This is a genomic window from Nonomuraea sp. NPDC005650, from assembly GCF_040605375.1.
Classification (GTDB): Bacteria; Actinomycetota; Actinomycetes; order Streptosporangiales; family Streptosporangiaceae; genus Nonomuraea.
In genome coordinates, this window is the sequence record NZ_JBEXCR010000003.1 from 218321 (window position 1) to 232337 (window position 14017).

The window sequence follows — 14017 nt, forward strand, 5'->3', positions numbered from 1 at the left end:
TGCGCATGCCCCGCCGATATCGTAACGAACCACTTTAAATTGCTCGTAGCGCGGGATGGGGGCGGGAACATGGCAGCCGACCGCTTGCTCAGCGGCCCCGGCGCGGAAGGAGGCGCCCCGGGCGGCGCCCCGCAGAGCCAGGGCCGTCTGATCGGCCGGCGTTACCGGCTCATGTCGCCTGTCGGCAGGGGCGGCATGGGGATGGTGTGGCACGCCCACGACGTCCTGCTCGACCGGGACGTGGCGGTCAAGGAGCTGATCCTCCCCTACGGACTCGACAATGCGGGCAGGCAGGGGGCCCACCGGCGGGTGCTGCGCGAGGCCAGGTCGGCCGCGCGGCTGACGCATCCCGGCATCGTCACCGTGCACGACGTCGTCGAAGAGGACGGCCGCCCGTGGATCGTGATGGAGCTGGTCCGCGCGTGGTCCCTGGAGCAGGCCGTACGCCAGAGCGGGCCGCTGCCGGTGTTACAGGCGGCCGAGATCGGCATCCGGGTGCTGGACGCGGTCAGGCACGCGCACGCCGCCGGCATCCTGCACCGCGACATCAAGCCGGGCAACGTGCTGCTGACCCAGGACCGGGTGGTGCTGACCGACTTCGGCATCGCGGCCATCGAGGGCGACGTGACGATCACGCAGACCGGCCTGCTCATGGGGTCGCCCGCGTACATCCCGCCGGAGCGCCTGTCCGGGCAGCCGATCACGCAGGCGGCGGACCTGTGGTCGTTCGGCGCGACGCTGTACGCCGCCGTCGAGGGGCGGCCTCCGTACGAGGGGCCCGATCCGGTGGCGGTGCTCGGCTCGGTGCTCACGCAGGAGCCGATCACGCCCCAGCGGGCCGGCTCGCTGGCGCCGGTGATCGAGGGCCTGCTGCGCAAGGACCCGGCCCAGCGGCTGACCTCCGACCAGGTCATCGAGATGATGGAGGCGGTGCTGCGCGCGCACGGCTCCGTCCGGCCGCGCCCGGTCGCGCCGCTGCCCGCCCCCGGGCCCACCCCGGACGACTCGCCGGCCTCCGGGCTGCTGGAGTCCCCGTCGGGGCCGATGCCCTCGCGGATCGTGGAGACGCCCTCGGGTCCGATCCGCGTGCCGTACGACCCGCTGACCAGCCCGTCCGGCGGCCACCAGATGCCGTACGACGGCCTGACGAGCCCCTCGGGCAACCACCGGACCGACCAGATCGTGCCGCCGCCACCCGAGTTCGGCGGTCCTCCGGGGGGCCGGCGCCCCTTCGGCGCGCCCACGGGCCCGCACCGGGTCGCCGGGGGCCTCGGCGACGACTCCGGCCCGCAGCCGGCGCCGATCCTGCCGCTGACCACGGACAGCCGTACGTCCGCCGCCACCCCGTGGCCGCTGGCCTCGGCCGAGGACCTGCGCGAGCAGTCGCGTGACCTGTCCCGCGACCTCGGCCACAACCGCCTGGCCACGCTGCCCAGCACGGCTCCGCGCACCGGCAAGAGCCGGCGCAGGCCCGACGAGGACGACGGGACGTGGGTGCGCCGCGGGCGGCCGACGCCGCTCACGATCATCAGCGCGCTCGTGGCGGTGGCCGCCGTCGTGGGCCTCGTGATGGTGCTCATGCCGGGCGGGTCGCCGTCCCAGGTGACCGCCGCCACGCAGGCCGCGACGTCCGCGCCCGCCGACCCCCAGAACGCCGAGCCCTCGGCGATCCCCTCGGGCTACACCGAGCACGGCACGGCCGGGTTCGCCGCCGCCGTGCCCGCGGGCTGGAAGCCGACGGCGTCGGGCGGGGTGACCACGTTCAGCGGGCCGAAGGACTCCGGCATGCGGATCATGGTGCAGAAGGTGAGCCCGCAGACCGACGGAGGGCTGTCCGAGCTGGGCCGCCAGGAGGCCAAGGGCGGCGTGGAGGGCTACATCCAGGTGCAGCTCCAGGCCGTCGACTACCGCGGCTGGCAGGCCGCCGACTGGGAGTACACCTACACCACGGGCAGCGGCGTCCCCATGCACGCGCTCACCCGGTACGTCTCGATCGACGACATCACCGCGTTCAAGATCACGTTCGACCTGCCCGAGCTCAAGTGGGACGAGCAGGCTGACACCCGCAAGGTGTTCCTGGACACGTTCCGGCGGGATGGCTGACGTATTGCACCATTCATTCCAAAACGGGTAATGTGCCCGGCATGGGCCGTCCGAGGAAGTTCGAGGAGGAACGCGCCGTCGAGGCCGCCATGCGCGCGTTCTGGACCGCGGGCTACGAGGCGACCTCGACGCAGGACCTGTGCGCGGCCACCGGGCTCGGGCGCAGCAGCATCTACAACACCTTCGCCAGCAAGCACGATCTGTTCGCGAAGGCGCTGCGGCTCTACATGGACCAGCGCAACGCCACGCTCGCCGAGACGCTGGACGCCGACCTGCCGCTCAAGGAGAAGATCAGGACCGTCCTGTGGTGGGCCGTCGACCCCGACCCCGGCGAGCCGCCCGGCTGCCTGGTGATCAACTCGATGACCGAGCTCGCCCCACACGACCCCGAGATCGCCGAGCTGCTGCGGCGCGACAACGAGAGGCGGCGCGAGATGGTGCGGGCCGCCATCGAGACCGGCCGCTCGCGGGGCGAGATCGGCCCGGACAGAGACGCGCTCGCCCTGGCGCACTTCGTGTTCGCCGCCGTCGGCGGCCTGCGCGTGGCCGCGCGGGGCGGGACGGACCGGGACGCGCTCGAGTCGATCGCGGAAACCGCGCTGGGCGTCTTCTGACTTTCTCACGCTCCCATTTTGAACCGATCGATCCAAAAGGAGGACCCCCATGCCTTTGGCCATCTACATCCTGGGGCTTTCGATCTTCGCTCAGGGCACTTCGGAGCTCATGCTGGCCGGGCTGCTCCCGGAGATGGCCGCCGACCTGGGCGTGTCCGTGCCCGAGGCGGGGCTGCTGATCTCGGCGTTCGCCATGGGGATGCTGGTGGGCGCGCCGGTGCTGGCCGTCGCCACCCTGCGCTGGCCCCGGCGCACGGCGCTGCTGACGTTCATCGCGGTCTTCGCCCTGTCGCACGTCGTGGGCGCGCTGACGTCGAGCTACGCCGCGGTGTTCGCCACGCGCGTCGTGGGGGCGTTCGTGTACGCGGGCTTCTGGGCCGTGGCGGCGAGCACGGCGGTCGGCCTGGTGCCCGCGAACGCCCGCGGCAAGGCCATGAGCGTGCTCGCCGGCGGCCTGACGGTCGCCACCATCGTCGGGCTGTCCCTGGGCACGGTCATCGGCCAGCACCTCGGCTGGCGGGCGTCGTTCTGGGCGGTGGCGGCGCTGTCGGCGCTGGCCGCCGTGGGCGTGCTCACCACCATCCCGGGCGGCCGCCCGGAGAGCGGCGCGACCTCGCGCGTGTCCGTCGAGCTGCGCTCCATGGCCGGCCCCAGGCTCTGGCTCGCGTACGGCACGACCGCGCTGACCACGGGGGCCCTGCTGGCCTCCTTCAGCTACCTGAGCGTGCTGCTGGTCGACACCACGGGGCTGGCGCCCGCCTGGGTGCCCGCGGTCCTGGCGCTGTACGGCGTCGGCTCGCTGATCGGGATCACCCTCGGTGGCCGGACCGCCGACGCGCGGCCGTTCACGTCCCTCCGCATCGGCGTCGCGGGCCTGATCGTCTGCTCGGTCGCGCTGGCCCTGACCGCGTCCGTCCCCGTGGCGGCCATCGCGCTGATCTTCCTGCTCGGCGCCTTCGGCTTCGGCATGAACCCCGCCCTGAACACCCGCGTCTTCTCCCTGGCCAAGGACGCCCCCACACTGGCGGCCGCGGTGAACGTCTCCTCCTTCAACGTCGGCATCACCGTCGGCCCCTGGCTCGGCGGGCTGGCCATCGACGCGGGCCTCGGCTACCCGTCCGTCGCCTGGGTCGGAGCCGCGATCGGCGTGCTCGCCCTGGCCACCGTGGTCCTGTCGGGCGCGCTGCACCGCTCGCCAGCTCCGGAGAGCAGTGGGGTACCTTCGGCCGTATGAGGCTGGCGAGCATCCGTTTCTACCCCGTCAAGTCCACCGCCGGGCACGAGGTCCCCGAGGCCGAGGTGGAGCCGTGGGGGCTGGCGGGCGACCGCCGCTACCTCGTCACCGACGAGCACGGCGCCGTCGTGACGGCCCGCCAGGACCCCCTACTGCTGGCCTGCGTGGCCCGGCTCGACGGCGGCTCGCTCACGCTGACCGGCCCGCACGCCGCCCCGCTGCGGGTCACGCCGGGCGCCGCCAGGTCCACGGTCACCGTCGGGCGCACTCCCGTGGAGCTCACCGACTGCGGCGACGACGCGGCGCACTGGCTGTCCGGGCTGGTGGGCCGGACCGTCAGACTCAAGTGGCTCGACGACCCGACCCGGCGGCCGGTCAACCCTGAGTACGGGCGGCCCGGCGACCGGGTGAGCCTGGCCGACGGCTACCCGCTGCTGCTCACGTCCAGCGCCTCGCTCGCCCAGCTCAACGACTGGATCGTGGAGACCGCGCTGGAGCGCGGCGAGGAGGCGCCGGAGCCGCTGCCCATGCGCCGGTTCCGGCCGAACGTGGTGATCGACGGCGTCGGCACGCCGTTCGCCGAGGACGAGTGGAAGCGGGTACGCATCGGCGCGGTCGACTTCCGGGTGAGCAAGCTCTGCGACCGGTGCGTGCTGACGACGGTCGACCCGGCCACGTACACGAAGGGCAAGGAGCCCATCAGGACGCTTTCTCGGCATCGCAGGCGGGACGGCAAGGTGTGGTTCGGCGTCAACCTGATCCCGGACATGCCCGGGCGCATCGCCCAGGGGGATTCAGTCACCATTCTCTGAAATATCGCCCTTTGGGGTGATGTCAGGGGCTATGCGAGACTTCACAAGTGACCAGTGCCCCCACAACGCCCGCTGTCTCGTCCTCTGACCGAATTCGCACCGTACAGCGCCGCACCCTGGCGGTCCTGTCCGCGACGCAGATCGTGAGCGGGGTGGGGGTCGCCGTCGGGCTCGCGCTGAGCTCGGTGGTCGTGGACGAGCTGTCGGGGTCCACGGTGATCAGCGGCTTCGCGGGCACGGCCACCGTGCTCGGCGCGGCGCTGCTGGCGCTGCCGACGGCCAAGGCGTCGGGCAGCGGCGGCCGCCGGGCGGGCCTGTCGCTGGCGTACGCGGCGGCGCTGGCCGGCTGCCTGATCTCGGCGCTCGCGATCAGCCTGCGTACGTGGCCGCTGCTGCTGGCGGGCCTGGTGCTCGTGGGCGGCGGGAGCGCGGGCAGCCTGGCCGCGCGCTACTCGGCCACGGACCTGTCGCCCAAGGGCCGTTCGGCCAGGCACCTGTCACTGGTCGTCTGGGCCTCCACGATCGGCTCCGTGGCCGGCCCGAACCTGGCCAAGCCCACCGACCAGATCGGCATGCGGCTGGGGCTGGTGGAGAAGGCGGGGCCGTTCGTGTTCGCGGCGCTGGCGTTCGCGGTGGCGCTGGCGCTCATCTTCTGCCTGCTGCGCCCCGACCCGCTCACGCTGGCCCGCTCCCAGAACGCCGGCCCGGACACCGGCCGCGGCCCCAAGGGGACGATCCGCACCGCCTGGCAGACCCTCCGCACCACCCCGATGGCCGGCCGCGCCCTCGTCATGATCGCGGTGAGTCACACGGCGATGGTGTCCGTCATGTCGATGACCCCGGTCAAACTGCACCACGACGGCTCGAACCTGGACGTCATCGGCCTCGTGATCAGCCTGCACATCGCGGGCATGTACGTGCTGTCGCCGGTGGTGGGCTGGCTGGCCGACAAGGCGGGCAAGGTGCCGGTGCTGGTGCTCGGCATGGCCCTGCTGCTGTGCGCCGCCACCCTCGCGGGCACGGCGGGCGACCACCGGATCTGGCAGGTGACGGCCGCGCTGGTGCTGCTCGGCCTCGGCTGGTCGTGCGGCCTCGTGGCGGGCTCCGCCCTGGTCACGGAGTCCGTCCCGCTCGACCGCCGCCCCGCCGTCCAGGGGCTCTCGGACCTGCTGATGAACGTCTGCGGCGCCACGGGCACGATCGTCGCGGGCGCCATCGTGGGGACGCTGGGGTACGGCGTGCTGGGCTTGGTGGTGGGGGTCATGGTCGCGCTCGCGGGCGCCTGGCTGACCTTCACCTGGCGCACCGACCGCCCCTGACCCACAGCCATACGGCGGGACCGTAGTCGGCATCACCGGGCATCGTGGCGTCACTTGGCGTCACTTGGCGTCACTTGGCGTCGGCGTAGGCCGAGACCGCCACCGCCTCCATGGGAAAGCGCACCGGCGTCGCCCCGAACAGCAGCCGGGTGGCCTCGGCCGCGGCCGACGAGACGGCGGCGACCACCTCCTCCGCCTGCCCGGCCGGGCAGTGCACCATCACCTCGTCGTGCTGGAAGAACACCAGCCGCGCCGGCTCCGGCAGCAGCCCGCGCAGCACCGCCATCAGCGCCAGCGCCCACTCGGCCGCCGTGCCCTGCACCACGAAGTTGCGCGTGAACCGCCCGCGGTCCCGGGCCGCCCGCGCACCTTCGGGCCCCGACACCAGCTCCTTCCACCGCGGCGAGGGCGGCGGGCTGGTGCGCCCGAGCCAGGAGCGCACGAGCCGCCCCTCCTCCCCCGCCTTGGCCGCGTCCTCCACGAACTGGTACGCCTTGGGGAAGCGCTGCCGCATCACCGCCAGCAGCTTGGGCGCGTCACCGCTGGTGCCGCCGTACATCGCGGACAGCATCGCGATCTTGGCGTTCTCACGCTCGCCGCCGAACGACTGCGCCAGCGCCGAGTACAGGTCGATCTCCCCGGCGGCCCTGGCCAGCCCCACGTCGCCGGCCATCGCGGCCAGCACCCGCGGCTCCAGCTGCGCGGCGTCGGCGACGACCAGCACCCACCCCTCGTCGGCCACCACCACCCGCCGCATCATCTTGGGGATCTGCAGCGCCCCGCCCCCGCTGGTGGCCCAGCGTCCGGACACCACGCCGCCCACCACGTACTCGGGCCGGAAGCGCCCGCCGCGCACCCACTGGTCGGCCCACACCCACCCGTGGAAGCTGTAGAGCCGGGCCAGCTCCTTGTAGGACAGCAGCGGCGCCACGGCGGGATGGTCGATCTTCTTGAGCTCCTCCGACCGGGTGGTCTTCAACGTCACCCCGGCCGCCTTGAACGCCTTGACGAGCTGCTGCACCGAGTCGGGGTTGACCGGCTGGCCGAGGGCCGCGGTCACCTCGTCGGCCAGCGCCTGCAGCTTGGCCGGGCGCATGCCGTGGACGGGCCGCGGCCCGAGCGTCTCCGTCAGCAGCGCGTCGTGCACGTCGCGCCGCCACGGCATGCCGTCGTGGGACATCTCGGCCGCGATGAGCGCCCCCGCCGACTCGGCCGCCACCAGCAGCCGGAACCGCCCCGGCTCGGGCAGCGCCTCGATCCGGCGCAGCTGGTCGGCCAGCACCTCCGCCACGGCCCCGGCCGCGAGCGGCTCGGGCGCGAACAGCGTGCCGGGCGCGCTCGGCTGCTCCTCCGGCACCGGCAGCCCGTGCAGCCGGGCGTGGGCGGCCCTGGCCGAACGGTTCTCGCCGTAGCGGCCCTCGTACGCGAGCAGCAGCCCCTCGGTGAGCGCGAGGTCGTGGCAGCGCGAGACCCGCACGCCCGCGCTCAGCAGGTCGGGATAGACCTCCCGCGTGTCGGCCCACACCCACCGCGGGCGCTCGGCCTCCTCCAGCTCGCGTACGGCGCCCGCCAGATCGGCGGGACGCCGCGCCGAGCCGCCCACGGGCAGCAGCGTCTCTCCTGCGACCACTACATGCACGTGGTCAAGGGTGCCAAACGGCTACGACAAAGCGATGCGCACCTCGTCCTCGAGCGGCGGATCCACCTCCTGGGCCCGGCACCCGGTGGCGGCGAAGCACCGTACGGTCAGCTCCTCGCGCGTCACCGACAGGTGCAGGAACTGCTTGAAGAACGGCGGCGTGTCCCAGTCGGACAGCTCCGACAGGTAGCGGTGGAACACCCTGTCGACCGGCAGCCTGAGCGGCCACGGCCACGCCCCGAGCAGCCGCGCCGCCCACCGCATCCTGCGGGTGATCGTGACCGGGCCTTCCGGGCTCCTGACCGGCTCGTTCTTGATCTGGTCCGACATGACGCACAGGGCCTCGGAGGGCGTCAGGTACATCCAGTTCATCCGCAGGCGGCGCGCGTACAGCTGGCTGTAGAAGGACAGGGAGTCGCCGCGCAGCGGGTAGCACCTGAAGTCGTCCTCGTGCACGCCCTTGACGTCGACCCGCTGGATGATGTGCGTGGCGTGCATGAACGCGCCGCCGCCGCCGGACACGATGTACTGGATCACCCGGTCGCCCACTTTGACCGGATAGCGCTGGTAGTTATGCACGTCTCCGCCGATGGCCGCGACGTACCGGTTCGCCGGGTCGCGCACGATGTCGTCAATCGTGCCGCCCTCCTCCAGCGGTGAGGGCTTGTAGACGTTCCCGGTGTAGATGGGCTTGCCCGTCACGAGGATCTTCGGCCGCGGATCGCGCGAGACGCGCCGCAGCCACGCGGTCTGGCCCTTGTCGATGACGTTCTTGATGCCGGTGTCGACGCCGACGATCAGCAGGCTGTCGCTCTCGATCACCCAGTACGGCCCCGGCTGCTCCGCCTGCTGGGACGGCTTGCCCCGGAGCTCGCGCGCCTCGGCCAGCCGCGCCTCGTCGATGGGCTCCGGCTTGCGCCACAACAGCCCGCGCAACCAGCGGTCCGGCCGCGGCTTGAGCGGCAGCGCGTCGCAGAAGATCCGCATGAACCCGCCGAGCCCGTCGTACCAGTCGTGGTTGCCGGGGATGGCGTAGATCGGGGCGTCGTAGTCCTTGTACGGACGGAAGAACTTGTCCCCGTACTCGTTGCCCGATCCCGTCGGATAGATCACATCACTCGCTATGACGGCGAACGACGTCTCTTCCCCCACTTTCAACATCCCCGGAACAACGGCGTACTGGGACGCGTCTCCCTCTCCCGTATCACCCAGCAACAGGAAACTGAAATTCCCCCCGACAGGGGGTTTGATACGAAATTCCGGATCAATCCCGCGCGCTTCCTGGGCCGCCACCCACCGCGCCCGAACCTCCCCTGACGGATCCCCGAACAACCCCGCGAGGATGTCGTTACGCGATCGCCACAACGTCACCAAATTCAGCCACGTGAACCCGTGATTGTCGGGTCTGAGCTGCGCGAACGTCCCTGTCTGCGTGCAGGCCCACCCTGCCCCCTCCTCTGACACCCTCGAAGAAATCTGCTTTCCCCGCTCGGCCGCGACTTCCACCATGACCACATACTTACCGCGATCTCCCATTCGTGCACCCGGAACGCTCCGTATAGCGAAGAACACAGAAGGTTCTCAATGGTGTACCCTCAACCCCCCAAGCAAGCGGTAGGGACCGTCGAGGGGAGTGCGCCATGACCCGTAACGGCCCGGACGACGCGACCCGAAGCGGCACTTCCGACGTGGAGGTCATCGAGGGTCTGCTGGCATATGCGCAGACCCGCTCGTCCCGCTGGAGCGGGGCGGCGCTCAAAAGGGTCAGCGAGGCGGTCGCGCGCAGCCGCGCCCTCGACGCACGCGCTCCCGGCGCGCACACGACCCTGCTGGCCCGCAGCCTGCTCGCCAAGGCGAAACTCCTGCTCAGGCGGGAACGGGCGGCGGAGGCATTACCTCTGGCGCAGGAGGCGGTGACGCTCACCCGCCCGACGGGCGGCGCCCCGCTGGTGGTGGCGCTGAGCTGCCTGGCCACCACGTTCGAGTCCCTCCACCGCTACAGCGAAGCCGCCGCCGCCCTCGCCGAAGCCGACCAGATCCTCCCCCCGGACGAACCCTGACACCGGGCCGGCGGAACGGCGGAACTCGGCGCCCGCGACCGGCGGCCGACAACCACGGGACGACGAGCGGCGCCACCGCCGCGACGGCCGAGGCGGCGGCACCCCACGCCGGGCCGGACGTAGGGGCCGATCCATGCGCAAGTGCCGACCAAGCGTCCGGAGCCAGCCACCCGGAGTCGGCCAGACGTCCGGAGCGGAGGCCAGAACCCCGAAGCCAAGCCGGGCGGTGGCCCAAGTCGGGCGGTGGACCGAGCTAGGCGGTAAACCGAGCCGGGCCTCCGAGGCCGGCCCGGCGGTGGGCCAAGCCCGGCGGTGGGCCGAGCCGGGCATCCGAAGTCGGGCTGAGCGTTCGAGGCCGGGGTGGGCGGTTGGGATGAGCTAGGCGGTTGGGGGTGGGATCAGGGCGCCGGGGTTGAGGATTCCGGTCGGGTCGAGCCGGGCCTTGACCGCCTGCAGGATGCTCACCCCCACCGGCCCAAGCTCGGCCGCGTAGGCGTCCCGGTGGTCGCGTCCGACCCCGTGATGGTGGGTGATCGTGCCGCCGGCCTCGACGATGGCCGCGTTCACCGCCTCCTTGGCGCGCTCCCACTGCCCCACCGGGTCGCCCTCCTGCGCGGTGACGACCGTGAAGTACAGCGAGGCGCCGGTCTCGTACACGTGGGAGATGTGGCACATGACGAGCGGCGAGCCGAGCGCGCCGATGAGGGCCAGCCGGACCGCGTCGTAGAGCCGCGGCAGGTTCGCCCAGAACCCGGCCGTCTCCAGGGTCTCGACGGTGGCCCCGGCCGCGAGCAGCGAGTCGCGGAGGTACGGGGCGGAGAAGCGGCCGCGCTCCCACGCCTCCCCCGGCTCCGTCCCCAGCGGCTCGCCCCCCATCCGCGCCAGGACCGCCGCGGCGCCGGACCGCCGGGCCGCCACCGACCCCCATCCGGAACCGGCCTGCCCGCCCACCGACGACACCCCGTCCAAAGCGGATGTCCCGTCTGAGAGCAATGCTCTGGCCGAGGTGGCCGTCGGCGCCTGGTCCGGGGTGAGCGGCGAGGCGCCCTCCGTGGAAGCGGAGGCGGAGGCCGGGAGGGCCGGTGCGGAGGACGGGGGCTCCGTTGTCGAGGACGGCGGGCTCTCGTAGCCGGCGATCAGGAGGCAGCCGGAGGAGCCCGATCCGATGGTGTCCGGCTTGGCCAGGCCGATCATGGTCTCGGTCTCGTCCGAGAGCCGGAGCACCGCCGGGAGGGGCCCCTCCTGGGCGAGGGCGCGCACCGCCGCCGTCCCCTCCGCGAACGTCCCGAACCGCCACCCCTCGAACCGCCGCTCCCCCGGCGCCCGCCGCACCCTCAGCCGCAAGGACGTGATGACCCCGAAGGCGCCCTCGGAGCCCAGCATGAGCTGCCGCAGATCGGGCCCGGCCGCCGACTTGGGGGCGCGGCCGAGGTCCAGGGTGCCGGTGGGCGTGGCCACCGTGAGGCCGACGACCATGTCGTCGAAGCGCCCGTACCCCGCGGAGGCCTGGCCGCTGGAGCGGGCCGCCGCGAAGCCGCCGAGCGTGGCGTACTCGAAGGACTGGGGGAAGTGCCCCAGTGTCAGGCCGTACGGGGCGAGCAGGCGCTCGGCCTCGGGCGCGCGCACCCCGGGCTCGAAGGTGGCCACGTGGGACTCCAGGTCCACGGAGCGCAGCCGGTCGAGCCGCCCCAGGTCGAGCGCGATCACACCGGCGAAGCCGGAGCCGGAGGCGGTGAGGCCGCCCACCACGGAGGTGCCGCCGCCGAAGGGCACCACGGCGACGCGTTCGGCGGAGCACAGCCGCAGCAGCTCGGCCACTTCCTCGTGCGAGCCGGGCAGCACCACGGCGTCGGGCGCGGCGGAACCGTCGCCCGCGCGCATGCGCAGCAGGTCGGGGGTGGACTTGCCGCGCGTGTGGCGCACGCGGACCTCGTGCGAGGTCAGCACGTACGCGGAACCGACCGTCTCGGCCAGCGCGCCGAGCAGCGGCTCAGGCAGGGCGACCGTCGGCAGCCGCACCGATTCGAGGCCGACGGCGGGGACGTCCGGGGCGCGCACGCCGAGGAAGTCGCGCAGGAGCGCGCGGACCTGCTCGGGCAGCTCGCGGGCGAGAGCCGGGTCGCCCCAGCCGGACCACAGCATCGGTTCTCCAGGCATGCTTACACTGTGACACATGACGTCGATTCGTCACAACGATGGAGTGCTGGACGCGGCCCACGACTGCGTGCTGGCGTACGGGGTGCGCAGGACGACTCTCACGGACGTGGCACGCAGGGCGGGGGTGTCGCGGATGACGATCTACCGCCGCTGGCCCGACGTGCGCACGCTGGTCGCGGACCTGATGACCAGGGAATGGGTGCGGGTGGTCCAGGCGCTCGACCTGTCGGACCCCGTACGCGCGGTGGTCGAGGGGGTCAGGGGGCTGCGCGCCCATCCGCTGTGGCGGAAGATCGTGGAGGCGGATCCGGAGCTGCTGCTGCCGTACCTGCTCGACCGGCGCGGCGCCAGCCACGAGGCCATCCTCGAGGTCCTGGAGCACGCCGTCGGGCACCCGGGCAAGGCGCGGGCGGTGCTGCTGGTGGCGCAGTCGTTCCTGCTGTCGGCGCCCACGATGCTCGACCCCGTGACCATGGACGAGCTCGACGCCGAGCTCACCGCCCTGCTGGAGGCCTATCTTGGATAGCTCGCATGGAGGCATCTTGGACGACAGCTCGCTGAACGCCCGCAGAAGATCCCGTGAGCTCCGCCGGGTCGCGGAGGAACGGCTCGACGTGCTGGTGGTCGGGCTCGGCGCGACCGGCGCCGGCGCCGCGCTGGACGCCGCGTCCCGTGGGCTCAGCGTAGCGGCGATCGACGCGCACGACCTGGCTTTCGGGACGTCCAGGTGGAGCTCCAAGATGATCCACGGCGGCCTGCGCTACCTGGCCAAGGGGCAGGTGGACGTCGCCTACGAGAGCGCGGTCGAGCGCGGCATCCTGCTCCGCACGACGGCCCCGCATCTGGTCGCGGCCCACCCGTACCTGCTGCCGCTGACGAAGGCGGTCTCGCGGCGGCAGGCCGCGCTCGTGATGAGCGGCTACCGGCTCGGCGACGGCCTGCGGGCCGCCGCGCGCACGCCGCGCCGGCTGCTGCCCGGCCCGACGCGGCTGAGCGCGGCCCGCACGCGCACGCTGGCGCCGGTTCTCGACGGCGACGGCCTGCGCGGCGCGCTCCTGTCGTGGGACGGCCGGCTGCTGGACGACGCCCGCCTGGTCGTGGCGATCGCCAGGACCGCCGCCGCGCACGGCGCCCGCGTGCTGACCCGCTGCCGCGCGCTGCGGCTCACGGACGGGCCCACCGGCCGGGGCGCGCTGGTACGCGACGAGCTGACGGGCGAGGAGTTCGACGTCCGCGCCAGAGTGGTGATCAACGCGGCCGGAGTGTGGGCGGGCGGGCTGGATCCCGAGGTGAAGCTGCGCCCCTCGCGCGGCACCCACCTCGTGCTGGCCCAGGGAACGCTCCCCGGGTTGATCGCCGGCATGCACGTGCCCATTCCCGGAGAGACCAACCGATTCGCGCTGGTTCTGCCGCAGCGCGACGGCCGCGTATACGTCGGGCTGACCGACGAACCGGTGGACGGTCCGGTCCCCGACGTTCCTGAAGTGCCCGAGGAAGACGTCAGAACGCTCCTGGAGGTGCTGAACGGGGTTCTTGAGACTCAGGTGACCCGGGAGGCGGTCGCGGGCGCGTACGCGGGCCTCAGGCCCCTTCTGGCGGCCGACGGCAATACGGCGGACATCTCGCGCAAGCACGCCGTCCTCTCGCATGACGGGATCGTCACGGTCGTCGGCGGAAAGCTCACGACATATCGGCGGATGGCCGAGGACGCGGTGGATGAAGCGGTCTCGTCCGCGAAACTCCGCGCGCGCCGGAGTCGTACCCGGAAGATCCCGCTCGTCGGGGCGGGCCCGCGGCCGTCCGGAGTGCCGCCCAGGCTGGCCGAGCGGTACGGCAGCGAGGCCGGGGCCGTGCACGAGCTCGTCAAGGCGTACCCGGAGGAGGCCGGGCTCGGCATCGCCGAGGGCGAGCTGGTCTGGTCGCTCAGGCACGAGGGCGCGCTCGACGAGGCCGACCTGCTGGACAGGAGGACCAGGATCGGCCTGGTCAAGCAGGACAGGGACCGCGCGCTGCCCGTGACACGGGACGCATTGGGCAGAACGACCCGCGATTAGCCCAACCAATCCGTTAGGTTAGTCT

General features: G+C 72.7%; 11 protein-coding genes. 8 read left to right on the forward strand and 3 right to left on the reverse strand.

Going from position 1 to position 14017, the window contains the following annotated elements:
- Positions 1-69: 69 nt before the first annotated feature.
- From ABZS69_RS06465 to ABZS69_RS06485, 5 genes are read left to right on the forward strand one after another with little or no spacing between them, the layout of a single operon-like run.
- The gene (locus tag ABZS69_RS06465; RefSeq protein ID WP_355367505.1) at positions 70-2103 is read left to right on the forward strand and encodes a serine/threonine-protein kinase; all 2034 of its coding nucleotides are present in this window, start codon (positions 70-72) and stop codon (positions 2101-2103) included.
- A gap of 41 nt (positions 2104-2144) precedes the next feature.
- A complete protein-coding gene (locus ABZS69_RS06470) occupies positions 2145-2717 on the forward strand; it encodes a TetR/AcrR family transcriptional regulator (protein WP_355367508.1) in 573 nt (190 codons plus the stop codon).
- A 49-nt stretch (positions 2718-2766) separates the two neighbouring features.
- Positions 2767-3951 carry a Cmx/CmrA family chloramphenicol efflux MFS transporter gene (locus tag ABZS69_RS06475; protein WP_355367511.1) on the forward strand — a complete coding sequence of 395 codons (1185 nt, stop codon included), beginning with the start codon at positions 2767-2769 and terminating at the stop codon, positions 3949-3951.
- Entirely contained in the window at positions 3948-4763 is an 816-nt protein-coding gene (locus tag ABZS69_RS06480) for an MOSC N-terminal beta barrel domain-containing protein (protein WP_355367514.1), read from the forward strand. The genes ABZS69_RS06475 and ABZS69_RS06480 overlap by 4 nt, the downstream gene beginning before the upstream one ends.
- Before the next feature lie 47 nt (positions 4764-4810).
- Complete coding sequence (locus tag ABZS69_RS06485; RefSeq protein ID WP_355367517.1) at positions 4811-6082, forward strand: MFS transporter; 1272 nt, start codon at positions 4811-4813, stop codon at positions 6080-6082.
- A 70-nt stretch (positions 6083-6152) separates the two neighbouring features.
- On the opposite strand, the gene ABZS69_RS06490 is transcribed toward ABZS69_RS06485, so the two are convergent.
- Together ABZS69_RS06490 and ABZS69_RS06495 are read right to left on the reverse strand one after the other, a co-directional pair.
- The gene (locus ABZS69_RS06490; RefSeq protein WP_355367520.1) at positions 6153-7721 is read right to left on the reverse strand and encodes a bifunctional 3'-5' exonuclease/DNA polymerase; all 1569 of its coding nucleotides are present in this window, start codon (positions 7719-7721) and stop codon (positions 6153-6155) included.
- 21 nt (positions 7722-7742) lie between these two features.
- The gene (locus ABZS69_RS06495; RefSeq protein WP_355367523.1) at positions 7743-9092 is read right to left on the reverse strand and encodes a metallophosphoesterase; all 1350 of its coding nucleotides are present in this window, start codon (positions 9090-9092) and stop codon (positions 7743-7745) included.
- A gap of 269 nt (positions 9093-9361) precedes the next feature.
- Between ABZS69_RS06495 and ABZS69_RS06500 the strand changes: the two genes are divergently transcribed.
- On the forward strand, positions 9362-9781 hold the full coding sequence (locus ABZS69_RS06500; protein WP_355367526.1) for a hypothetical protein: 420 nt from the start codon (positions 9362-9364) through the stop codon (positions 9779-9781).
- Between the two features lie 378 nt (positions 9782-10159).
- Here ABZS69_RS06500 and ABZS69_RS06505 read toward each other — a convergent pair whose 3' ends face one another.
- Positions 10160-11938, reverse strand: a complete 1779-nt coding sequence (locus ABZS69_RS06505; RefSeq protein ID WP_355367529.1) for an FAD-binding oxidoreductase — start codon at positions 11936-11938, stop codon at positions 10160-10162.
- Between the two features lie 16 nt (positions 11939-11954).
- Here ABZS69_RS06505 and ABZS69_RS06510 point away from each other — a divergent pair, with 16 nt between their 5' ends.
- Both ABZS69_RS06510 and ABZS69_RS06515 read left to right on the forward strand, forming a co-directional pair.
- Positions 11955-12464 (forward strand): helix-turn-helix domain-containing protein, encoded by a 510-nt coding sequence (locus tag ABZS69_RS06510; protein WP_355367532.1) that lies wholly within the window; start codon positions 11955-11957, stop codon positions 12462-12464.
- A 13-nt stretch (positions 12465-12477) separates the two neighbouring features.
- On the forward strand, positions 12478-13992 hold the full coding sequence (locus ABZS69_RS06515; RefSeq protein ID WP_355368307.1) for a glycerol-3-phosphate dehydrogenase/oxidase: 1515 nt from the start codon (positions 12478-12480) through the stop codon (positions 13990-13992).
- Positions 13993-14017 lie beyond the last annotated feature (25 nt).

Bases quoted from the DNA above. Each gene is read 5' to 3' on its own strand.
- ABZS69_RS06465 (WP_355367505.1), top strand. From the start codon at position 70: ATGGCAGCCGACCGCTTGCTCAGCGGCCCCGGCGCGGAAGGAGGCGCC.
- ABZS69_RS06470 (WP_355367508.1), top strand. From the start codon at position 2,145: ATGGGCCGTCCGAGGAAGTTCGAGGAGGAACGCGCCGTCGAGGCCGCC.
- ABZS69_RS06475 (WP_355367511.1), top strand. From the start codon at position 2,767: ATGCCTTTGGCCATCTACATCCTGGGGCTTTCGATCTTCGCTCAGGGC.
- ABZS69_RS06480 (WP_355367514.1), top strand. From the start codon at position 3,948: ATGAGGCTGGCGAGCATCCGTTTCTACCCCGTCAAGTCCACCGCCGGG.
- ABZS69_RS06500 (WP_355367526.1), top strand. From the start codon at position 9,362: ATGACCCGTAACGGCCCGGACGACGCGACCCGAAGCGGCACTTCCGAC.
- ABZS69_RS06505 (WP_355367529.1), bottom strand. From the start codon at position 11,938: ATGCCTGGAGAACCGATGCTGTGGTCCGGCTGGGGCGACCCGGCTCTC.
- ABZS69_RS06510 (WP_355367532.1), top strand. From the start codon at position 11,955: ATGACGTCGATTCGTCACAACGATGGAGTGCTGGACGCGGCCCACGAC.